At 57.6% G+C, this 23,348-nt stretch carries 16 protein-coding genes and 1 pseudogene; 6 read left to right on the forward strand and 11 right to left on the reverse strand.

The window, feature by feature from the left end:
- The coding region (locus tag AC4FIJ_RS14840; RefSeq protein WP_490337439.1) for a hypothetical protein at window positions 1-195 on the forward strand (195 nt) is incomplete at its 5' end.
- A gap of 131 nt (window positions 196-326) precedes the next feature.
- Here the strand turns inward: AC4FIJ_RS14840 and AC4FIJ_RS14845 are convergent.
- Both AC4FIJ_RS14845 and AC4FIJ_RS14850 read right to left on the reverse strand, forming a co-directional pair.
- Window positions 327-1,592: a hypothetical protein gene (locus AC4FIJ_RS14845; RefSeq protein WP_490337440.1), complete on the reverse strand. Its 1,266-nt coding sequence runs from the start codon at window positions 1,590-1,592 to the stop codon at window positions 327-329.
- 56 nt (window positions 1,593-1,648) lie between these two features.
- Complete coding sequence (locus tag AC4FIJ_RS14850) at window positions 1,649-3,613, reverse strand: tannase/feruloyl esterase family alpha/beta hydrolase (RefSeq protein WP_490337441.1); 1,965 nt, start codon at window positions 3,611-3,613, stop codon at window positions 1,649-1,651.
- Between the two features lie 59 nt (window positions 3,614-3,672).
- On the opposite strand from AC4FIJ_RS14850, the gene AC4FIJ_RS14855 reads away from it, so the two are divergent.
- Window positions 3,673-5,982: a TonB-dependent receptor gene (locus tag AC4FIJ_RS14855; protein ID WP_490337442.1), complete on the forward strand. Its 2,310-nt coding sequence runs from the start codon at window positions 3,673-3,675 to the stop codon at window positions 5,980-5,982.
- Window positions 5,983-6,147: 165 nt separating this feature from the next.
- Window positions 6,148-8,256: a hypothetical protein gene (locus AC4FIJ_RS14860; protein ID WP_490337443.1), complete on the forward strand. Its 2,109-nt coding sequence runs from the start codon at window positions 6,148-6,150 to the stop codon at window positions 8,254-8,256.
- 76 nt (window positions 8,257-8,332) lie between these two features.
- Here the strand turns inward: AC4FIJ_RS14860 and AC4FIJ_RS14865 are convergent, their stop codons facing one another.
- The 9 genes from AC4FIJ_RS14865 to AC4FIJ_RS14905 all read right to left on the reverse strand — a co-directional run bounded on the left by AC4FIJ_RS14865 (window position 8,333) and on the right by AC4FIJ_RS14905 (window position 19,855).
- The gene (locus tag AC4FIJ_RS14865) at window positions 8,333-10,483 is read right to left on the reverse strand and encodes a hypothetical protein (protein ID WP_490337444.1); all 2,151 of its coding nucleotides are present in this window, start codon (window positions 10,481-10,483) and stop codon (window positions 8,333-8,335) included.
- 177 nt (window positions 10,484-10,660) lie between these two features.
- On the reverse strand, window positions 10,661-11,497 hold the full coding sequence (locus AC4FIJ_RS14870) for a dienelactone hydrolase family protein (RefSeq protein WP_066849741.1): 837 nt from the start codon (window positions 11,495-11,497) through the stop codon (window positions 10,661-10,663).
- Between the two features lie 25 nt (window positions 11,498-11,522).
- A complete protein-coding gene (locus AC4FIJ_RS14875; protein ID WP_490337445.1) occupies window positions 11,523-12,842 on the reverse strand; it encodes a spinster family MFS transporter in 1,320 nt (439 codons plus the stop codon).
- Between the two features lie 34 nt (window positions 12,843-12,876).
- Window positions 12,877-13,221 carry a nuclear transport factor 2 family protein gene (locus AC4FIJ_RS14880; protein ID WP_490337446.1) on the reverse strand — a complete coding sequence of 115 codons (345 nt, stop codon included), beginning with the start codon at window positions 13,219-13,221 and terminating at the stop codon, window positions 12,877-12,879.
- A gap of 211 nt (window positions 13,222-13,432) precedes the next feature.
- On the reverse strand, window positions 13,433-15,859 hold the full coding sequence (locus AC4FIJ_RS14885; RefSeq protein ID WP_490337447.1) for a TonB-dependent receptor: 2,427 nt from the start codon (window positions 15,857-15,859) through the stop codon (window positions 13,433-13,435).
- A 324-nt stretch (window positions 15,860-16,183) separates the two neighbouring features.
- Complete coding sequence (locus AC4FIJ_RS14890) at window positions 16,184-16,849, reverse strand: zinc-binding dehydrogenase (protein WP_490337448.1); 666 nt, start codon at window positions 16,847-16,849, stop codon at window positions 16,184-16,186.
- 289 nt (window positions 16,850-17,138) lie between these two features.
- On the reverse strand, window positions 17,139-18,506 hold the full coding sequence (locus AC4FIJ_RS14895; RefSeq protein WP_490337449.1) for a phosphotransferase: 1,368 nt from the start codon (window positions 18,504-18,506) through the stop codon (window positions 17,139-17,141).
- An 84-nt stretch (window positions 18,507-18,590) separates the two neighbouring features.
- Entirely contained in the window at window positions 18,591-19,028 is a 438-nt protein-coding gene (locus tag AC4FIJ_RS14900; RefSeq protein ID WP_066849763.1) for a nuclear transport factor 2 family protein, read from the reverse strand.
- A gap of 17 nt (window positions 19,029-19,045) precedes the next feature.
- Window positions 19,046-19,855, reverse strand: a complete 810-nt coding sequence (locus AC4FIJ_RS14905) for an SDR family NAD(P)-dependent oxidoreductase (protein WP_490337450.1) — start codon at window positions 19,853-19,855, stop codon at window positions 19,046-19,048.
- A gap of 294 nt (window positions 19,856-20,149) precedes the next feature.
- Between AC4FIJ_RS14905 and AC4FIJ_RS14910 the strand changes: the two genes are divergently transcribed.
- The 3 genes and pseudogenes from AC4FIJ_RS14910 to AC4FIJ_RS14920 all read left to right on the forward strand — a co-directional run.
- The gene (locus tag AC4FIJ_RS14910; protein ID WP_066849766.1) at window positions 20,150-21,373 is read left to right on the forward strand and encodes a cytochrome P450; all 1,224 of its coding nucleotides are present in this window, start codon (window positions 20,150-20,152) and stop codon (window positions 21,371-21,373) included.
- Window positions 21,370-21,783, forward strand: a complete 414-nt coding sequence (locus AC4FIJ_RS14915) for a zinc-binding dehydrogenase (RefSeq protein ID WP_490337451.1) — start codon at window positions 21,370-21,372, stop codon at window positions 21,781-21,783. The genes AC4FIJ_RS14910 and AC4FIJ_RS14915 overlap by 4 nt, the downstream gene beginning before the upstream one ends.
- Window positions 21,784-21,846: 63 nt before the next feature.
- A pseudogene (locus tag AC4FIJ_RS14920) lies at window positions 21,847-22,500 on the forward strand (2-oxo acid dehydrogenase subunit E2); the annotation flags it as partial.
- Window positions 22,501-23,348 lie beyond the last annotated feature (848 nt).

A 23,348-nucleotide genomic window follows, 5' to 3' on the forward strand; every position in this document is an offset into this window, starting at 1 on the left:
TCATCCCGAAAAAGGGCTCCTAGCGATCACGCTGCGGCCCTCACCGGATGGGTACTGTCCGCCATGGCTTTTGGCCATAGTTATTTTACTCAGGTAGCGGAAGTGTCCGAGGCATTCGCTGCCTGGCGTGTAACTGTCGCGTTCTTCGACCGGAACCTCAAACTGAAAGGCCAACGCTATCAGGACCGCCGATAATCAAGCATATAGATCCCGCGAAAAACGAGGATAGCCGCGCCCTCTCGAAGAAGTATTATAACAGGTTTCGCAAGGTGCCGCGCCGCGCGGGGAAGGTGCTGGCCGCGGGAAATCAGGCGTTGGCCGTTTGTCTAGAACGTATCTGTTATTACAGCGATTTCCGCATCGATGTGCTGGCCGAGGCTATCGGCCAACGCGAAATTGCGGGCGCGCAGCGCATTCAACTGATCCAAAGTGCGATCGGCGATGAGTTGAAGATTGCCGAAGCCGGTGCTTACCGTTTCGCCGGCAAGCGAAGCGCGATAGGTAGCCAAAGATTGCTCGAGCAGGCTTAGAACCGGATTGTCGATGATTTCCCAATCCAGCTTGATACGCTTGATCTGGGTGACAGGTTCGTCGAACTTCTGCTCGGCAGTAAGTCGGGTCATGTCGTTAAAGTCGCGCTCGCTCGCTCGCATTCCGCACAGGATTCGATTCGCGCGGCCTATGATTGAGAGAAGCGGGAAGAACTCCGCGCGTGTCAGCCCCGCCTTGCGGTATGATGCATTAAGCAGGCGGATCACATGAGCCGGGTGTTCGGGAAGGATATCGACGCCACCGCTCCGACCCAGACGGCACTGGACTATACCCTCGTCCTGAAGAATTCGCATTGCCTGGCGGGTTACTTGACGACTGACCCCAAGATTGGCGGTTATGGAAGCTTCCGACCGGGTGTGGTGTCGTTCCTCACGGTCAAGGCTCGCGATCTCCCCGGCAAGAAGGTGGACTGCATATCCCGCAAGGCTATGACTGCCACCGTATACTGCGGCAGTCTCGGCCAGGCCCTCGGTGCAAGCGTCAACCGTGTCGATCGCGCCGACAAAAATTTGCAGGCAATTTTCCCAAGGGATTTCTGACCTCAGTTTATAGTTCGCATTCTGGTCGGTGAAAGGGTTCCGCATTCCGATGCAGTAGCGAAACTCGCGATCGAGCGAACCGCTCTGATCCACCGGCCAATCGCGGCAATATCGTATCGCAAGATTAAGGATCGTGCGCGCTTCGTGAACCTGCGCCTTGCTCAGGCCTCTCAGCTGGAAATAGCGCGCCAGTTTCGCGGTAGGGGTCGTCTGTACATTTTTGACGACGATGAGGCCGCCTTGCGCGCCTCTGCGCATCCGCGCCACACCCCAGTTTTCAAGCAGTCTTGCCGCCTCCAGAAACGTCTCTCGGCCCAAGCCGAACTGTTTGCAGATATCCGGCGCCTTGCCGACGAGTTGGTGAGCGGAATACCCGCGTCGGCCGATTTCGTCTCGGATCTGTTCCGCGCAAAGCAAGGCGGCAGTCGCACGACTTTTGGGCTCGCAGACCAGTCCTTTATGAATTGCGCCCCAATCGAAGCAAATCTTCATATCCCTCATGGTCTCCCGACATTGGACGCATTAAATGCGCTCTGAGTTCTGGCAGCGTCTTTTTTCTATCTTTTTTGGCATTGCCAGTTTGCCGCATCATATACTCCGTCGGACGTTTGAACACCCTTGAACGTTGCGACTGTCGGGTACGGGCACAAAAGGAAATCACGTGACGATCCGGTGGGAGGCGGAACGATGACGCCCGAAACGGTACCCGATTGATCGGCGAACGCCATTTTTGCACGATCCGTCCCTCGATGCGCAACGACCGGGCCCGGCGCTTTGCCCTTCTCGACCCAATCGATTAGTTCCCGTAATAGTTGATCTGGCGCATCGGCGGGGCCCGTTCCACCGCCGCAATGCGCCATGCCGGGAATGCGGTAATAGGCCGCCATATCCCGGAAACCCGCCATGCCTCCATCCGCCTTGTTGCCGGCTTCGAGGAAATATTGCTCCGTTTCTATGTCGGAGCAGCACGGATCGCTCACGCCGTTCCAGAACAGGACCTTGCCTCCGTCCCGTTGGAACGGGCGAAGGTCGGTATTATAGGGGTAGCCGAAATCGAGCCGCTTCGCGGCAGCAAACCAGGCGTCTATGTCCTTTTGTCGCGACAGGTCGAAGTCTTTCAGGACATCATACTCCTGCCCGAAATAGGCGCGAGCCAGAGTGTCGACTATGACATAACCGGGACTGCCCTTTTGCATATTGTCCGGACTGGGCTCTGGCGACCACGGCGGCGGAGAGGCCCCGAGGAATCCTGACCACACCGAAAGATTGGAGATCGGGAAGCCTTCCGTAAGCTTGCCTTTGGGGCTGCTCGGCCCTTCGAGGACAGCCTCGATGCTACGAATTTCGGGCTGAGTCAGACAGTCCTCACCGTCGCCCGCCTTGCAGGCGATGGTCTGAAAATCGAAGCTGCACATGCGATGATCGTTGATCATCTGGTCCTTGGCTCCATCCAGTGCGTCGCATGCCTTCAATACGTGCCCCTCGGCCATTTGGAGCTTTGCCGGAGAGAGCCAGGCGCCCGGTTCGCGTATCATCTGACGTGTATTGTAAAGGAATTTCAGCTGCGTGGCGCTGCTGCGACCGCCTGGCGCCCCGATCAATACGCCATCGTAATCCTCTGGATGGCGATCGATCGCCATCATGCCCATGCGTCCTCCACCCGAGCAGCCCGAATGGTATCGATACATCGAGTCGACGTCATAATATTGCTTGGTGATCTGCTGCGTAGCGACCGTGACAACGTGTCCGCCACGATGGACGTGATCCATGGCCTTTGCCGGATCTTCGCCCATGAAACGCCAGTCGAGCATCGAGCCCTGCCGACCTGTATCGGTTCCTGCGACCGCGAAGCCCATGTTCAACGGGTTGCCAGCGGGAACCTGCGAGTCGGTTGGCACATATCCGGCCGATCCGCCAAGGCCGATGAAATAGAACCGACCCGCCCAATCCTTGTCGGGAAGTTGGAGGCGGAAATTAACCTCGTTGGGTCCGGGGTCATTCGTGGTTACGTAACCCTCGACCCTGCAATGGGCGACCGGCTCCACGATCGCTTCTGCCGACACAATGGTGGTGTCGGCAGGTGCCATCGCCTGGATTGCCGACACATTACATTCGGCCGCGGGCGCCATTGTTGACTGCGCGCTGGGTACGAGCACGCTTGCGTTCGTTGCCATCGAATCCGCATCGGCCGTGCTGCAGCTGGCCAGAACGAATACCAGGGTCAGTGAGCATGCCGCGCCCAGTCTGCCTGCGGTCAATCTTACCATAATCGGCATCCTCTGTGTCCCAATTTCCTGTTCCCGGCCGCAAAAATCTGATCCGGTCGGTTGTTCGGGGACCAACGTATTTCGGCGATGGAGAAAAAAAGAGTCTGCCAAAACATCCGTGGCTAATTCCGGCTTTCCAGCTTTCCCATCCCAACTCTTGCGTGCAAGCCTTGGGCCGTGCCCTTCTTTAAGCGGAAAGGCGAAGTAAATCAGCGGCCAAGGTTCAATCGCCAAATCGCCGTCTTTTTTAGCCAAGGCCCCACGCTAGCGTTTCCCGCAAGCTCCTCGAAAGGAGTCAATAGCTGGGAGGGATTATGAAAACTCTGGCCTTGGCCTTGGCATGCACGGCATTAAGCAGCACTACTCTATTCGCCCAGACAACAGTCGATGCATCAGGCCAGACGACGGAAAACGGTCCCAAAGAGATCATCGTGACGGCGCGGCGAACTGGGGAGAACATTCTCGACGTTCCAATTTCGATTATCGCCGTCAGCGGAGATGAACTGAACGAAAAGAACGTCAAGACGGCCAATGACCTCTCATTCGTCGCCCCCGGCCTAAGCATCCAGAATACGTCGTCAAACCGGGCCACTACTACCTTCTCGATGCGCGGGCAGGGCCAGACGTTTGGCCAGATCGCGCCCGGCGTAGTCGCCTATATGGCCGAAGTTCCGATCCCCGAAGGGAGCTCGGGACAGTTTTACGATCTTGAAAATATCCAGGTGCTTAAGGGTCCTCAGGGAACGCTTTTCGGTCGCAATGCCTCGGGAGGCGCTATCCTTTTTACTCCAAAAAAGCCCGGCAACGAATTCAACGGCTATGTCATTGGAAGGCTTGGCGATTACGGCCGGCAGGACGTGGAATTCGCCGCTGGCGGTGCAATCGCCGAAGACGTGGTGCAAGTGCGATTGGCAGGCCAGTTCCTCCATCGGAACGGCTTTACGACAAATCTGTTCGATGGTGGCAAACTGGATAACGAGGATCGAAAATCTGTCCGTTTCAGCGTCGTCGTGACGCCGTTCGAAGGATTTGAGAACCACACCATATTCTCATACGCAAAGTTCGACGATGATGGGTCAGGGCAATCGCTTGGCGGGATCGTGGAGGACAATCCCACTTTCCTGCTTCCCGGAACATTTACCGGCGTACCCTTGCTGCCCGCGCTTCAGGATGCGCTGGCAGCGCAGGAACAGCGAGGGCCGCGCGTTGTCGATCTGGACTGGCCGACGCATAACGGGCTCCGCTCGCGCGACCTGATCAATATCACGACATTCGACGTCACCAATTCCATCACGCTGAAAAACATCTTCAGCTATAGCTGGTATAAATATGAGTATTTGCGCGACCTCGACGGATCGCCATTACCTGTTCTTGGCGTTTCCAACCCGTTTCAGTCCAACTGGATCAATCAGAGGACCGAAGAAATCCAACTCCGCGGTGTGTTCGGCATCGTCGAGGGCGTGGTCGGCTACTATGATGAACGCTATGACACCGAGGCGGGAAGCGTAGGCTTTGACACGGAACAATATATCGCCGCTCCGTTAGGGCCTGTTTTCACATATGTAGGGCCGATCGGCGCGATCAATGTGGCCGCCGGCAGCCTGAACACCAGCAAGGCCTTCTACGGGGAGTTCAACCTGCAACCTGTAGACGACCTGACGCTCACGGCAGGAATCCGTCAAACGCGCGACTTCCGTTCCTCTTCTCAGCTGGGGACGACCCTGACCTTTCCAGATGCATTCGGTCCGGGTGCAGATCTTGTCATTCCCGGCACACCGAATGAAAGTTCCGGCAAATTCAAGGCAACGACCTGGAACCTGGCGGGACTGTATGAATTCACACCTGATCTCAGCGCCTATGCCACGGTGCGGCGCGGCTACAAATCGGGGGGTGTCAACGGAACCGCAATCGATCCTGCGGATCAGCTCTTCGCTCCCGAATATGTGACCGATTACGAAATTGGCGTGAAAAGCCGGTTTAACCTGGGGTCGGTCGATGTGTTCGCTAACCTTGACTATTTTTATGATGATTACACCAATATCCAGCGCTTTATAAATCTGAACACGGTGCCTGCATCCACCGTCACGCGAAACGCAGCCAAAGGCAGCATTCAAGGTATTGACCTGGAAATAGGACTGCAGTCACGACTGTTCGATATTACTGCCGGCTATAGCTATCTAGATGCCAAATACGATGAATACATCGATCCGACACGCGGAGAATTGAGCAACAGCGACTTCCCGAACACGCCAGAACATCAGCTTACGGTAGCACCGAAGTTCAAGTTTCCCGTGCCAGACGACATTGGCGAGGTCAGCTTCCTTGCGAACATCTATGCGCGCAGCAAGATCGCATTCGATCCGATCAACAAGCCAAACGGCAATCCAATCACCGATCTAAGCCCTCCGGGTGCAATCGGCGCTGGCTACACCCGGGTGGATTTGCGCCTTGATTGGAAACGGGTCGCCGGCAGCCAGTTCAGCGCGGCGCTGTTCATGCGAAATGCTTTTGACGAGGAATATATCGTCGGCAGCAATAACCAGCTCCCGACGCAGTTCGCTTCCGTTTCCTATCTCTATGGCGAACCTCGAACATTTGGCGGCGAAATCAGGTTCGACTTCTGATCGCACGGACGGCCGGCTCAAGTCCGGCCGTCCGCTACCGACTTGGGTTTGCGAGTCCCCCGTCTCCTGATTGTCGCAGCCAGTTGCAATTGAACGACTATTTTCGTGGGCCAAAGCCTTTAGATTGTGGAGGTGTATTGCAATCAGGCGTGGTGAATAATTGTCATGAACAGGAATTCGATCTTACAGATAGGCCCGGACCTTGTTGAGGTTTCAACTTATATTCCTCAAGATCCGTACTTTGGCCGTCCCTATATAGACCGCGATGAGATACGTGATGCTCCTGGTGTCCACCGCAACATACATGGCGGGTTTGAAAATACCGATACGCGTTTCAACTTCTACTTTCCTGCCATCGAAGTATATGGCGGTAGAATGTTCCAGCCGATGGAAGGTGGCCATGCCGGGCATGAGAATATTTTCGGCGAAGGCCCAGTCGCGGAGATTTCCGGCGGCATGGCGATGGCCTTTCGAATGGGCGGATACATGGTGGAGTCGAATTGTGGCCACATCGGCGACGATATCGACGAAAGGGCTGGGCCCGATCCCACGCTTTATGGCTATCGGGCGGCGATCGAATCCGCGCGCCTGTCGCGCCATCTCGCAAAGCAGATATATGGTGCCGAACCGGCGAATGGGTATGTCTATGGCGGAAGCGGCGGGGGCAGGCGCTCGCCCGCCTGCATCGAATATGGCTCCGGGGTCTACACAGGCGCCCTTCCTTATCACGGTGGGGGCAACATCGCGGACCATGGGACACGGTCGCGTGTGCGTAGTGAACAGCCGGTGCATTTCGGCCTGATGTTCAACGTCCGGCGGCTTCTGGGTAACAGGCTGCCCGGGGTGATCGATGCAATGCAACCCGGCGGCAGCGGCAATCCTTTCGAAGGATTGACCGTGCACCAACGCGAGGAACTGGCTAATCTATACCGGCTGGGTTTTCCGCGCGGCGCCGAATTCATGATGAGCCAGCCTTTTGGCCAGATATGGCTGTGGACGTCTATCGCGGACATGCTGCTGGAGGAGGACGAAGATTATTTCTCCGGTTTCTGGAGCAAGCCGGGTTATATTGGCCACGACGAACCGCAATGGGTTAAACCCGACCTGATCGACACCGAAGTTTCCGTCAAACGTGTGCTGACCGCGCGTGATTTGAAAGAGAACCCGGAATTCGCCGACGCGGCGATACAGGCTGCCGCCTATCCCGCGATATTTATTGCAACGCTGAACCACACGCTCGATCTGCCGATGGCCCTTGAAGTGGACTTACCCGCAGGGGGGTATCGGCAGGGCGCGGGCGTATACATGCAAAGCGGCGCAGCGAGGGGGCGCCGCCTCTACGCCATGGCCGAGGCAAGCGACATGCTGTTTTGCGATGGCCGGGGCGAGGCCAATCTGGAGCGGCTGACAGGAGTCGTGCCTGGCGACCGGGTCCGCATCGATAATCGCGCGTTCCTCGCCTATTGCTATTATTACAAATATCATCTGTCTGAGGAGCCAATCTGCGATTTCCTTCGCGTGGACAGACAGCCGATTTTTCCGCAACATGACGTGCCGCTTGCCTCGCCCTTGATGGGCGTGCCCTATTCGGGCCAGTTCGATGGGAAGGTGATGTGGATCCATGCGACGCATGACACATCACTATGGCCGCCCCAGGGCTTGAGCTATCATCGAGCGGTCGAACACGCGCAGGGTAAAGCAGGATTGCGGGACAATTTCCGCATACGCTGGACCGAAAATGCTGAGCACACCCCGCCCAACATGGTGCCGCCGCAACCCAACCGCTCGGGCGCCAATTGGCTGGTCAATTCTCAAGGGATAATAGAGCAGAGCCTTGCGGACCTGATCGACTGGGTTGAGAATGGGGTGGAACCGGCAGGAACCTCGTTTGCGTTTGTCGATGGCAAAATCGTCCTGCCGCCCGATGCCGCGGAGCGCGGAGGCATCCAACCCGTGGTCCACATCGCATCACCCGCTGGAGGAGAGCTAAAAACGAAGGTGGGCGAAAACGTCGAACTTATGGCCAGCGCGGAAGCGCCGTCGGGGGGCAAGATTATCGCCGTCGAATGGGACTTCGACGGCAAGGGGGTCTATCCTTTGTCCAACGACATCGCCGCCGGGCAGTCACATGTGGAGGCAAGGGGCCAGCATGTTTTCGATGCACCGGGAATTTATTTCCCGTCGGTTAGGGTTACGGCCCATCGCGACGGCGACTTGGGGGCTAAGCAGCGCAGGCTTGAAAATGTGGCATCGGTACGCGTCGTAGTAAGCTGACTTCGGCGCAATAACGAAAAAGAAGGGAGCCGTACAAGGCGTGCGGCTCCCTTCTTCATTTCAAGGGTGCGCGCGGTCAGCGCACGATAATTCTCGCAGATGCTAGATTTTCGATCTGGCGCCGAGCGTTTGGATTGCCTTCCCGGTTAAGCCGCACGCGGGCGGTTACGAAATAGGTACCAGGCTGAGCGAAACGGCAGGAAATGGTTTCGCTCAAGGCGGTCTTGCCAGGTTCGACCTTGCTTTCACGATCGAACGTGCCGCTTGGGTTTGTTGCCCAATGCAATTGCGTAAAGGTTCCGGCCTGTGGCGGTGCCTCCGCGTCTACGACGACGGTGACGTCTTCCCCTGCCGATACTTCGGCCAATGGCGCACCATTGGCCTGCACTCGCACGACGGGCTGCGTTCCTCCGCGCTCCAACGCAGTTTTGGGCAGACTGACCTTGCCGTCTGCAAACGAATAGCTCGTTTCAGGCGGCTCGACGCCCTTTTCGACCCAGGCTGCCAGATCGACCAGGCCCTGCTCGATGGAAGGCATATAGTCGATCAGCCAGGTGGTCGTTGCCCGCCGTGCATGGCTGGGCAGCAGCATGGGGGGAACGTGTTCGGCATTTTCAGTCCACTGAAGGCGGAATTTATCCCGCGCTTTCTCCGGCCCTTGCGCCTGCTCCACCGCCTGTTTGTAGATGACCCCTTGGGGCGGCCAGAGCGACGCGTCATGCGTGTGGTGGATCCAAAGCAACTTGCCTTCGTACTGACCCGAGTAGGGTACACCCATCAAGGGAGAGGCCAGCGGCACGCCATGTTGGGGAAAGACCGGTTGACCGTCCACCCGAAGGAAATCGTTCAGCGCGTCATTCGACAAATGGTAGCGATACATGTAGCAGAACGCGAGAAACGCGTGATTGTCGATGTGCACCAAGTCTCCGGCTTTCGCGCCGCGGAACCGTTCCAGATTGGCTTCGGCCCGTCCGTCGCAAAAGAAGATGTTGCCGACGCTTTGCATGCAATAGAGTTGCCGGCCTGCAATATCTCCGGTTTCGATCCTGACGCCTGCGCCCTGACGGTATCCGCCAGACAGCCCGTCAACCTCGATCCCGATCGGCAAATCCCACTCTCCAGTGGATGAGGCGCGCATGACCGCCATCGGCTTGGCATCGGCGAATTCGGGTCCCGAGAATTCCTCACCCATCATGTCCTGTACGGTGATGATGCGCGTGATCCGGGCCTGCGCGTCGATCAGATCATGCTCTATCCATTGGCGCTCGTCATGCCCGATGTAGCCGGGCTCGCTCCAGAAATTGTGGAAATATTCGGCATCCTCTTCCAGCAGCATCCCGGCGATCGAGGTCCACAGCCAGATTTGCCCCATCGGCTTAGCAATCATGAATTCGTCGCCGCGCGGATATCCGAGACGGTAGAGATTGGCGAGTTCCTCTCGTTCGTGGACCGACAGCCCATCGAACGGATTGCCGCTGCCGCCGGGTTGCATGGCATCGATAACCCGTTCCAGCTTTTCGCCCCGCAGAAGGCGCTGAACATTGAACATCGCTCCGAAGTGAACCGGCTGCTCGCTGCGGACCCTTGAATTCGTGCCGTGTGGCTCGACGTTTCCGCCGCCCATGAAGGGCAGGGCGCCATCATAGACGCCGCCGCAATATTCGAGACACAGAGGCGACCGGCGTCCACCTCCGCTGCCGCCCCAGACATAGCTGTAATCGGGTTCGCGCCCGTAAATCTGTCGGGCAACATACTTGGAGAAGCGGGCGCTTTCCACGCTGGCGCGATAGCCGTAGAGGCCCGGGTCCACTCCTGCGCGCGGATCGATGTCGTCCCCGATGTGGCCGCTATTCGATTCCACCATATACCCGCCAAGGCCGACCATCATTTCAAGTCCGCCAAGCAGTTCGCCCATCGCGCCCGCGAATGCCTCTTCATGCCCGGCATGCGCACCCTCCAGGGGATGATACATGCGTCCGCCCCATTCTTCCTTGGCGGGAAAATAGAAAGTGAACCTTGTATCGGTATTCTCGAAACCGCCGTGTACGTTGCGATGGGGATAGGGCTTCTCGCGATATTCGTCGCGATCGATGTAAGGCTGTCCGAAGTAACTATCGCGCACTTCGTAGGACTGCGTATCGAGTTTCTGGTCCAAGACTTGATCGGTCAAAGCATCCTCCTGATCATGAGCGCGCCTATGGCTGGTCGCGCCAATGCCCCGCCGCACCGGAGCCGGTTTCGGGTCGGGAGTGTGATGACCGTGCGTTGCACGGGAATAAAGTATGCCTAATCGGCGCAGGCGGTGCGTCTCACGTCAACCTGATGTATTGTGCAGGATCAACGGAGGAGCGGCTGCCTACCGGAACGTCCCGCGAAGATGGCTGATCGGTCATTGCCACTTGGGTTAACCGCCTGCCGCGTTAGCACGGCTTTCGGGCCCGTCCATGAAAAGGCTTGAGCGGAAGAACTCGATGATCTCGTCTCGTGCAGTCACAGTAGGCTGATCGGCCTCATCAATCAGGTGCAAGGTTACAACGCTGTGCGGCGTTTTGAGAGGGGCTTCCGGGTTTGCTGCGCTGTCAGGCAATACGGTGCCGACGAAGCGATCGCCCAGCGCCTTCTCATAGGCTGCGAAGCGTTGTGCCGGGCAGAACGTGTCACCCTCGAAACGATAGGCGCGGACCGTAAGGTCTTCGGTCTCCATGCGTTTCTTCACCTTCGCGAGATCCTCGGGAGATATGTGCAGGCCCGAACCATTGTGCATCGGCATCGAAGGCTGCGACAGCACGGGCGCGACCACCGCCTTTTCCAGCATCATGGACAAGGCGAAATTGCCGGTAAAGCACATGCCGATCGCGCCAACGCCTTTTCCGCCGCATTCACGGTGCGCTTCGGCAGCCAGCGCGCGCAGCCATTTCGTCACCGGGCTTGAGGAGTTCGAGGCAAAAGCATGGAACTCGCGGCTGATACAGGCGCGCGCCACGGTCAGCATGGCCTGACCGGCGCCGGGCATCTCACCGTCGCGTCCGAACAAGGAGGGCATGTACACCGTCAGCCCCGCATCGCGGACCCAGCGGGCGAAACGCGCCACATATGGTGTGATCCCGGGAATTTCGGACATCACGATTACGGCGGGACCGCTTCCGGCCACATAGACGGTCTTGGTCTTTCCCAGGAGCGTCACTTTGCGCTTTTCGAAATCGTCTAGCGGGTCCCGTATCTCGGGATCGAATTCTCGCATGTTTCCCTCCCTTTAGTAGAATCTGCTAATCGGCGGCAGCCAGTTCCGTGCCCTGTTGTCCGATCCGGATGGACCGCGTAGCCAGCAGAAGGTGCAATCCCCCCCAGGCCACGAAGATCATCGCAAAGCCGATGCCCCAGGCGACGCCTCTCGTCCCGCCAACTGCTTCACTTACGGCGCCGATCAGATAGGTGCCGGCGCCCACCCCGATAAGGTTGGCCCCCAATTGCACCAGCGATACGGCTAGGCCGCGCAGGCGCGGTCCCGCCTGGTGGACGATTACGGAATAGACCGGCCCGTTATAGGAAGCGCTGAAGAAGCCACACATCAGCATGGCTGCGATAACCTGCCCGAGATTGTCGAAATATACCGTCCCAAGCCCCGTCAATGCAGTGGCAAAGGGGATCATCGCCCCGAACAGTGCGGTCCGAACAGGATTGAAACCGCCCCTGCGCCGGTTCAGCAGATCCACCGCCCATCCAGCGGCAAGGCCGCCCGCCGAGCCAAGTACCCCATATGATATGGCGATGAGAAGTCCCGCATCGGCAATCGGCATGCCATGCACACGAATGAGAAATGTCGTCAGCCATGTACTCATCCCATAGATGCCGGTGGCGATCAGAATGATTGCGAAGATGCAATGGGCAAGTCCGGGCCGCGCCAGCAATTCGGCGATGCGGGAACGCAGACCGGTCTTCGTCGCAAGTTCGTTGCTGGCCGGATATTCGCTGGCGTCCATGCCCCCACGCACCGGTTCGCGCACGCCGAACAGCAGGACCGGCGCTAGCAGGATGCCTGGAATACCCGCCGCAATGAATGCCCAGCGCCACCCGAAATTTTGCACGATCGCGCCGCCCGCGACGAAGGCTATCGCCAAACCTACACCCGAACTGAGATACCAGATGCCGATTGCCGTAGCGCGGCGGTTCTTGTCGAAATAATCGCTGAGAATGGAAATACCGGTCGGCGATCCGGCCGCTTCCGAAATCCCGACCACGGCCCTGCTGGCGAACATCGACCAAAATCCGACCGCAAGACCACAGAACGCGGTCGAGGCGCTCCAGACGGTCAACGCGGCAGCCATGATATTGCGCCGATTGAAGCGATCGACCGCGACGCCGAACGGAATCGCGGCCATCGCAAAGAAAATACCATAAGCAAATCCCGCAAGAACGCCGAGCCGGCCATCGCTCAATCCGAACTCCCGACCCATCGGTTCAAGGATCAGGCCGATGATTGCCCGGTCGATACCGTGGGTGGTCTGAACCGCCGTCAAAATGGCAAGAACGTACCAGCTATATGCGGGGGAAGGGGTCGCCGACCGAGGTGGCTCTCCGGATTTCATCGAAGTTCGCCTGTCGTTCGCTTTTCTTGGGCACTCACCTCGCGGGATCCCTGTGGAAGTATCTTACGCGCAGAATATCCCCGTCGGCATGATAGGTTTCGATGCTGGGCAGAACCGTTTGGCCCGTCTCGCCTGCAATGATGTTATGCACCAAGGCCGCGGCTTCGTTGCCATTGACCAGCAAATGCACGAGTTCGGTTGTGCAGCTTGGGCCGTATGTCTCCCACATCTCCTGGACAGCCGCTTTGCCTTCGATAGGTTCGCTGCCGACATATTCGACCGTGAAGCCGCCAGGACCCAAAGCCTCGAATGCAGCTAATACGCCGCCAAGATTATTGGCATTCCACTCGCTGTAGATCGCGCGTATATGCGGTTCCATCTCTCTATTCATTGGACACTCCACTCCAAACTGCTCAGGCCGGCATTGCGCGCGCAGGTGCATAGCGCGGTCGGATTCTTTATTTTCATTCAGGTTGGATGGCGCCGAGCGGCGATGAACCTTTCTTACGAAAGGCACGTCACTGCATTCGATTCCTCCGAGAACCTGGGCGGGCGTTGCAAAGGCAACCGTACGTCGACACCAAGCGATGCTATTTTCTGAACGTGACCCGCAGTTCGACACCATACGTGCGGGGCGCGCCATAGAACCCGCTGTTAATACCCAGTGCGTTCGATCCGACGTTCGAAGAGGCCAGATATTCCTTGTCGAAGACGTTGCGCATGAAAAATGCCGCATCGATCGAGCTACCGGCAATGCCTTCGACGTCCAGACGGGCGTTTACGAGGTCATAGGCAGGCAGGATCGCGTCAGAGGAGCTTACCTTGCTGGAGTGGTAGTAGTCTGCCCCCAACTTGAACGTCCCGAACGCGTCCGGAACCGGCAGGGTCCAGTCTACACCGGCGGTCACCGTGGTCGTCGGCACAAGGTTGAAGGGCACTTCCGGGGTAGCAAGATAGGCGGCCAGAAATGGCTCGACGGTAAGTGAGCGTGACTTCAGGTCGAGGAATGTGGCTCCGATATCGAAGGAGAGGGACTGGCTGGGCGCGGCCCGAGCCGACAGGTCGATACCTGCCACACGTGTCTTGCCCGCATTGACTAGCAACGTGCCGCCACTGGGGTCGTTAGAAGCATCGCAATCGCCATCGGGCGAAGAGAAGGGGGGATTGCTTCCACCCGGCCCGGTGCCGCATGCGGCGTTGGTATTCAGGCCGGAAATCGGCACCTGTACGTTGTCGTACCAACCGATAAAGGGTGACGCATTCAGTCGGACACGCAGGTCTCCCGCTTCGAAATCGGAACGAACGCCCGCTTCGAGGTCAGTAACTTTTTCCGGCGCAAATGACTGGTAAGGCGTAAGGAGCCCCGCAAGCGTAGGGGTATTGATGCCGCCTGCGCGGTAACCGCGGCGGGTGACTACATAAACAAATAGATCCGGGTCGATCTGCCAATCCAGACCCAGCGTCCACGTCGGTGCCTTGGACGAGGTCTCGTTGATGCTTGAATTGACGATATCGCTCGTTCCTGCACGGCATTCCGCCGGAGAGACTTCCGGTTGGTTCGTGGTGCCGCCGCCGACGCACGCCTCGATGTCGTCCCAAGTGTACCGGAACCCCGCATTGAGACGAAGCCCATCTGTCATGCCATCCAGCGACAGGCCGAGATTGGCGAAGAGCGCCTTGCTCTCTTCTGTATAGAAGCTGTAGTTGAATGGCGCGTCCGTAATTCCTGGCAGGATAAACACGGGAATATAGGTTCCGCTCGGCCCGACCGGCTTGCTTTTTAGATAGAATCCACCAACCAGCCAGTCCAACCGGTCATCGATCAGCTTGCCCTTGAACTGCACCTCGTTGGAGAACTGTTCGACGTCAGACGTTTGTCGGCCCCCGACCACGGTAACGGGAAGTCCGGCCGGAATTGCGCCTGACCCGTCCGAAATAAGGGTCGGCAGTCCATCGACACTGGAGAAATAGTCGACATCGGTACTGCGGTACCCGAAGATGTTCACGAAACTTACGTCAGGTCCAAATTCGACTTCCGTCCGGTTGGTCACGCCGATCCGCTTTACGCGTTCGAAGGCATCGACATCCGAATTGATAACCCGCGGCCCGCGAGCCTCTTGCAGAGCCAGCTGCTCTTGTGCGGCCGCCAGTGTACCAGTGGCGGTCAGCGCGTTGGGTCCATCCAGTACGTTGTAGAGCACCGACGCGCCGCCGGTGGAACGGTTGCGGTAGTAATCGAAAATCATAGTGTTGCTGAATCCGTCAAAAGGTTCGAGCAGGAGGGACGCGCGGAATGCGCGCGAGTTTAAATCGTCGGCATCGTCGCCGATGCCGATGTTCTTCGTCCACCCGTCACGCTTCTGGTACTGCCCCGCCACGCGCAACGCGGCGATGTCGGCGACCACCGGAATGTTCAGAGCGCCTTCCAGGATGCGCGTATCGTAGTTACCGTAAGTCGCGGTCACGTAGCCGCCGATGTCGAAATTCGGAGCTGTCGGGTAATAGAGGATCGCGCCGCCGGTAGTATTACGGCCGAACAAGGTGCCCTGAGGGCCCTTCAGCACCTGCACCGACGAAAGGTCGTAAGTCGGGATGCTGGACCCAAGCGTTGGCGCGGGCACCTCGGCGAAATAGCTGATTACCCCCGGCGCGCTGTTCCCCGCGAGCGCCTTTGATTGGCCGCGGATCGAAAAGTTGGTGTTTTCGCGCCCTCCCGAACCGGCAAGAAATATGCCAGGGGTTTTGACCAGCAGATCCTGTGTGTCGCGGATCGTGGCGCTGCGCAGGGTATCGGCATTAAATGCCGTGACTGACACGGGTACCGACTGGATGTCCTCTTCAGTACGGCGAGCGGTAACGACGATCTCATCCCCGTACCCGAATACTTTGGCAGAACTGTCGTCGTCCCTTGCCTGATCGTCCACCGTCGCGTCTTGCGCGAAAGCCCCTTGGGCGGCGATAGTGGTCGAAAGCAGAACGGAAACGACAGTGCGAGTGGATAGGGTCCTGATGCGCATCCATACCTCCCTTTGGCGGTCGCTATCGCCGCCTTGGGCTTGATGTGCACGGGGCGGCTACCATTCTGACCTATCGAGGGGAGGGGTTGTCCGGCGCGATCAATCGGCGCCATCATCGTCGAAATTGTAGACAGTTACGTCGGGAAGGGCGCGGATCGCCTAGTACGTCAGGCGCTCTGGAGCTACAGCACCTGTAGCGTCTATTGGAATGTTCTAGCGGGCAGCGTCTCGCGCAGCTTGGGCGTATCGGCGATCCGAAAAAGGAGAGCCAGCACATCGACACCGTGGGGCTTCAATTCGGCCCAGGCATGGGGTTATTCCTGTTTATTGGGCGATGGAATTGCTGTGCGAACGGGAGGCTTGGTCCACATGCAGCACCACCTTGCCGTGAGAACTGTCACTCAGCAGCGCCCAGGCTTCGGCAATGCGTTCGAGTGGGAATGACCGAATTGACACCGAAAGCTTTCCTTCTCGATGCCATGCAATCAAACGGTCGAAAGCGGCGCGGCGCTCGGCGACCGGTCTCTGCCCGGTGCCAATGCCGTGAACCGACTTGCCGACCAGTTCGGCCAGCGAGACGGTGAGGTGCATGCCGGCTCCGACGCCGATGCTCATCATGCGCCCTCCCGCCGCCATCGCGCGCACCGCCGCTTGGGCGGGAGCGCCGAATACGCAGTCGAGAACAATTTCAAATGGACCGGCAACGCTCAGTGCGGCGTCGTCATTTCCGGTTCCTATTTGGACGACCGCGTCGGCGATACCGCGGTCGATCAGGATGGACAGCGCATCGGCGCTACGTCCCGCGCCCACAACTCGCCCTGCACCCAGTTGCCTCGCCACTTGCAATGCGATCTGGCCAAGCGGGCCGGTTGCGCCCAGCACCAGTACGGTTTCCCCGGGCTTCACCTTGGCCTCTTGGAGGGGGATCAGCGCGCCGGTTCCCGATATGGCTAGCGAAATAGCCTGCTCTGCTTGGACATCTTCGGGCAAGGGCCAGATTTCCTCGTCAGCTACTGCAGTCCACTCGCAGGCCGAGCCATAGCCCGCGATCGAGTGCCCGAAATAAACGCGCCGACCGTCCTCAAGTAAGCCGACTCCTTCACCTCCGATAACATAGGGGGACTGGGCGGATTATAGACGCCCTTCGACCGCATGATGTCGGTCGGCTGTAACCCGGCCGCAAGAACGCGCACAATCGAGGTGCCCGGCTGCGCGGGGGGAGCCGGAAACTCCCTGATTACCGGATCGCCGCCCAATTCACTGATGATCGCTGCCAGCATCAGCGGGTCTGCGGCAGTCGGACGTTCAGCGCAGCCTCGCCGATGGAAGTCGGCCCGAACAGTCGAAGGCGGCGCCCCTCGATCCGCGCGATCAGTTGGATCAGCGCCATGTCCTGATCAGGTCCGGCTTCCAGAACGCGATGTTCCAGCGCCGCCTCAGCGCTGGGCCAGTCGGCGAAGTGTTCTCCCAACAACTGCGTTACATCGGCAATATCCTGCCTGACGACCTCCGCCCCGTAGGCATCAGCACGCTCCGCCCACTCCACAAGTTCGAGGGCTTGAGCCCTTTGGGACCCCGCGAGCTCATCCGACGGGGTGATCGAGCCGACTGTATCGGCAAGCTTGGCCATCAAGGCAGCATGATCGCCCTTGCGCCGTGGAAGTTCGGGGAGATCCGGCAAGGGAACGTCGGCGAGCTTCGACAGGGCCAACAGGATCGAGCGGCGCAGGGCGAGATCGAACTGTAGGTAGACGGAGTGGGGATCAGCCGGTTCAGGGCTTGCCACCGTGCCGGTGAACTGCATCGTACCTAGCAGCGAGAACTGAAGCACATGGAAAAGGATCGCGTCGTGATCCACCGGCTGTCCGCTCGCTTCCTCGTAATATCGCACGAGTTCGGGCAGCGGTGCGCCTAACGGCTCAATGGTATTGCGCATGCCCATTGTGGCAAGGTCGACCATGGGGTCGCCGATCATGCTGAATTCGAAATCGTAGAGCTTGGTCATCTTGCCGTCCTCGACAAGAAACTGGCCCGAATCGAACTGGATAAAGCTGGCCTTGTCGCGGTGGCGAGGGACGTTGCGGCGGATCCACTGGATGACGAACTCGAGCAGCGGCTCGGGCCGTGCTTTCGTGCGCCTGTACTGCGGCATATATGCCTCAAGCCCAACCAAAGCGATGGCTTGAGCTTCTTCCGGTCGGTCCATACCGATAGCGACAAATGGCTCAAGGGGCAGGGCGTGCATGGCGGCCACGGCCTGCATGTATTCACGTCCGACGTTGCGTTTCTCATCGTCGGTCAGATCTGACAGGTCCCGTGTGCCCTTGATCGATTCCATGACAATGCACGGCGGATCAGCGACATAAGCATAGACCTGCGGCACGGGGATGCCGTGATCGTAGAGCACTTCGATTATGTCGGCCTCCCGCTTCAGGTCCGGAAAGATCGCGACATTGCCGCCCCGGTCTCCGCGGAGGTGGATGGTCTCGGTCGCTCCTTCCTTCTCGACCGCCACAAACCACGCAGGCCGCCAGCGGACCTGCCGCTGGGAGGAAACGATGCGACCGCCGACTGTCTCTTCCACCACCAGGTGAATGCGCGCCAATGCCTCGTCACTGTAGGCCGGATCGCCATTCGTAGAGCTCATGTCGCTGGGTCCTTGGATAAGCTGGGCAATCCGGCACAATTCGCTGCAGCTTAGCGTTCATGCCGGCGCCGTATCATGACGAACCTAGGCAGAAAGTTCGTCGGTTCCGGCAAAGTCCTGGCTCACGCCCATCTTCTTTGTCAGATCGGCCATGTCGAGATACTCGCGCCACTTCGCGATCTTGCCATCTTCGTCGAATTCGTAGATCGCGACCATCTGGTGCGGGCACCAATTTCCCATGATATAGGCGGTATCCGAACGTTCCTGCATCACCATGCGTTCGTTAGACAAGATGTTGACTTCGTTGCATTTATTATGCGTGGCGACTCTACTTTGCTGCTCGATCTCCTTTCGAAGCGCTTCCTGTCCTTTGATGACCGGTCCGCCCGGCACCCATAATTGCCACTCGGCGTCGTCGGACATCATCGACAGGATCTTATCGATGTCGGGCTTGGTTTCCGCCGTGCCATCGCCCCATGCGGCGTGGAATTCGCGGACATAGTCTTCTTGCTTCTTACCCATGAGGCGATCTCCTGGTTTCAGGCCTTTGCCTGCATCTTGCGCGTAACGCTTATGAAAGGAACGGTGCAGCTCTGGCCGCCGTCCACCGAATAAAGCTGTCCATTGACATATCTCGATTCGTCGGAGGCGAGGAAGAGCGCCATGGCGGCAATATCCTCTGGCTCGCCTATGAAAGGTGTATTGAGCACCTCAATGAAAGCCTCGTCCATTTCTGGCGTGGACCACTTTAACTTGGACGGGGTCTGGGTTGGGCCAGGCAAGATTGCGTTGCTGCGGATCCCTTGCTTGCCATAAGTCGCGGCGATTGCCTGAACGAACCAGTTCAGCGCGGCCTTTGACGATCCGTAGCTATACGCCGTAACGTCTCCGCCAAGCGAACTGCCCGACGACGTCGCGATGATGGATCCGCCGCCCTGTTCCAGCATATAGGGAATGGCGAACTTGCTGGCCATCACCGCACCGATCACGTTCACCCTTAGATTGGCGAGAAATATCTCCGGGTCAAAGGCCAGAAAGTCGGCATCGCGCATCGCCATTTCGGAGTTCACGAACAGGGCGTTGTTGAACAAGACGTCGACCCGCCCAAATTGCGAAACGGTTGTATCGATCATAGTCTTGGCAGCTTCGGTATCACCGATGTCCACCGTCATCGCCATCGCCTGACCGCCGTTGGCAACGATCCTATCGGCAACGCGCCTTGCACTTTCCGCGACGATGTCGGCGACAACGACGGTCGCGCCTTCCGAAGCGAACATCGTGGCGCTGGCATCGCCGATTCCGCTGCCACCGCCGGTCACGATCGCGACCTTACCTTTTAGGCGATCCATCATCCTCTCCGTATGCCGCTCCTGCTTATCGCGGAAAGTGCGTGCCCTTAGATGGTATGCAACCTACCCGATGGCCGGTTGCTGTTGGGGCTGAACGACGATGTTGGTGCAACGGCACGATGTGGTTCGGCTGCGCATACCTATCTTAAGAGAGGTTTTTACCTGGGGCGTGAGGGCACATCGTCGGCCGCTATAGGACGCGTCAATCTTCAGTCGCGCAGGCCCGCAAGATGTCGGCAGGGTTATCGATGACCCGAAGCGGCGGCAAAAAAACAAGAATGGTGGAGAAATCGGATGGCTAGCGCTGCAACCCAGGAAATCCCGGCCCATGTACCCGCCAAAAAGGCGATGCGCCTTCCGTTTTTCGCACGTGAGGAAGTCAAGGACTGCCCACAGGAAAAGATGATCCCCGAAATGCACAAGTCTCTGGGGCCAATCACCTATGTCACGAACATTTTCCCCGGCGACAAGCCGGGATGGCTACTTACCGGCTATCAAGACACGATGGCACTGCTGCGCGATCCCGAAAATTTTACCAAGAACGGGATGGGGCAGTGGTCGCAAAGCATCGATGAAAACTGGCTGGTGGTGCCTACGGAAATTGATCCGCCGAGCCACACCTTCTATCGAAAGGCGCTCAACCCCCAATTCTCGCCGCAGAAGATGGCGGCAATGAAGGACGATCTGCGTCGCCGCGCGCATGACCTTATCGATGTATTTAAGGGCCGCGGGTCCTGCGACTTCGTCAACGAGTTTTCGGAACGCTTCCCGATCTTCATCGTGCTCGATCTTCTGGGTTTGCCGCAGGATCGGATGGCCGAATTCCTCGTCTGGGAAAAGGACATGCTCCACACCAATGACTGGAAAGTGCGCGTCGCCGCGGTAACGCATGTGGTCGATTACCTTCGCGGCGAAATCGCCGACCGCCGTGCCAATCCACGAGACGATTACATCACCCGCATCTTCGATTTCGAGGTCGACGACGGCCGCAAATGGAACGACGAGGAGGTGCTTGGCCACTGCTTCAACCTGTTCCTCGGCGGCCTCGACACGGTTACGACGATGCTTGGCAACATCTTTTGTCATCTCGCACGCCACCCCGATCAGCAGAAGGAACTACGCGAAAATCCGGACAAGATTGTCCTAGCGGTCGAGGAGTTCCTGCGGGTTTATGGTCCGGTTACGGCATTCCGCATTGCGACGCGCGAATTGGAAATACATGGTCAGAAAATTATGCCGGGCGAATATGTATCGGTCTGCACCCCTGTCGCCAATCAGGATCCCGAACAGCACGACAACCCTTCCGAAGTGCGCTTCGACCGTAAGGCTCCTCACATTGCACTTGGCGGAGGCATCCACAAATGCCTCGGCATGCATCTTGCCCGGTTCGAGCTTCAGACGGCGCTTGAGGTCTTTCTCGCGGAAATTCCGCAGTTCCGATTCAAGGACGGGTTCGCGCCGTCCTACTTCGTCGGCAATATAACCTTTGTCCCGCGCCTCGAACTGCAGTGGAGTTGACCCATGCACTGGGTGCGCATGATGTGCTGCTGTCGAAAGATGCCGATGCCATGCAAGCGGCATTCGGGCGGTTCGACCTTGTACTCGACACCATCCCCGTAGCTCACGACATGACACCTTACCTCAACCTTGTCGGGCGCGACGGAATTGTGGTGCTGATTGGCGCGATCGACATGGTACCCCGCTTTCATTCGGGCAATCTGCTGATGCGGCGACGCTCCCTTTCCGCATCGATGATCGGCGGCATCGTCGAAACACAGGAACTGCCGGATTTCTGTGCCCACCACGGAATCCTGCCAGAATGCGAATTGATCGCCATGGCAGACATCAACGAAGGCTTTGGACGCATGGAGCGCAACGACGCAAAATATCGGTTTGTGATCGATATGGCTACCTTGGAACGAAAGTAACGCAGCAAAGCTATAGATATGAAGGATTAACTAGGTCAGTTTGGCGCCGTCGAGGTTGCGGACACATCGAATTTTCAACGTGTTATAGGGAAGCGTCTTACCGCGAGCTGGAACACCATCCCGCATGTCACTCACAATGACGATTTTGATGTCACCGCGTTGGAAGCATTTCGGGCAAGTTTTGGCCCGGATCGCAAGATTTCTCCCCTGATCTTCCTAATCAAGGCGCTGGTCGTAGCACTACAGCAGTTCCCGCAGTTCAACAGCTCCCTATCCGAAGACGGGAAGGAATTGATCCGAAAACGGTATTTCAATATCAGCATCGCGGTCGACGGACCTCTTGGACTGCTAGTCCCCGTACTACGCGACGCCGATCGCAAGACTGTCGACGAATTGGCCGCCGAGCTTAGCGCGACCAGCAAGCAAGCGCGTGAAAAGGGCTTGCCTATGGCCGCGATGGAAGGCGGGTCGATGACCATTTCCTCGCTGGGCGGTATCGGAGGTACGTCCTTTACGCCAATCATCAATCCGCCAGAAGTGGCGATCCTTGGCGTCACGCCGATGCGCAATGTGGCGCACTGGACTGGAAAAGAATTTGAACCCCGGCAGATGATGCCACTATCGCTCAGCTATGATCACCGCGTGATCAATGGAGACGACGCGGCGCGCTTCCTACGGTTCATTGCACAGGTAGTTGATAATCCGGCCAACCTCTAATGGAAATTTTAGATATTAGGTTTGTCAGTCGAGTTTTTAACATCATATTAGAAACATATGCGCAGAGTTCGATAGAACAGAGTACATAGACAGTTATGAGAACTACAAAGGGGATTAAAGAGACGGCGGTGCTAGACACTCTGGAAAACTAAGTCGTAATCATTGAGGTTTCGACAGAATGCTAGCGCGTGCAGCGAGTAAGACATTGTGATCCTCACGGAAAGGAGCACCGCGACCACGGCCTGAATATCAAATTCGAGGGCAATAAAGTTGAAGATTTACCAGAAGGGAGAGGTAAGATGATCGTTATCGCGTGGCTCACTCTATTCATTTTGGGATGGTCTTCGGATCGGTGGTCTATTGGTCTGACAATCGCACCGTTATCTGCGTCAATAATTACAGTATCGTGTCTTTTTATGACCAATAATCCAGCTTTGACGTCTATTGAGAGACATATTGAATTTACGGTTGAAAGCATTACGCTTAATTTTTTAGTAAAGATGCTTTATTCTCTAATATTTTTCACGATCGGGTATATCTGTCAGAAGGTTTGGGAACGTCTTATTATGCGCCGCAAGTTATAGGCAGCGAGCAGGTTTTCATATTAATACGGCAGAAGTATATCATCGTAACTGGAAGGGCTGCATTCGAGGTAATGCCTAAGGTGGCTTGGGAGAGATGCAGGCGAGAATGGCTTTTGCACTGATCGCCGGCTTGTGAAGGCGGCGCTCCGGAGACTGTTCTCAATTTGTCTGATCAAGCCATCAAAACACCACGGACCTAAAGAAAAAACTTGGTTTTACATAATGCGTATTATCAGCGCGCCGTGGTCCTTTGAAAATGCGCCT

This window comes from Croceicoccus sp. (assembly GCF_983967925.1).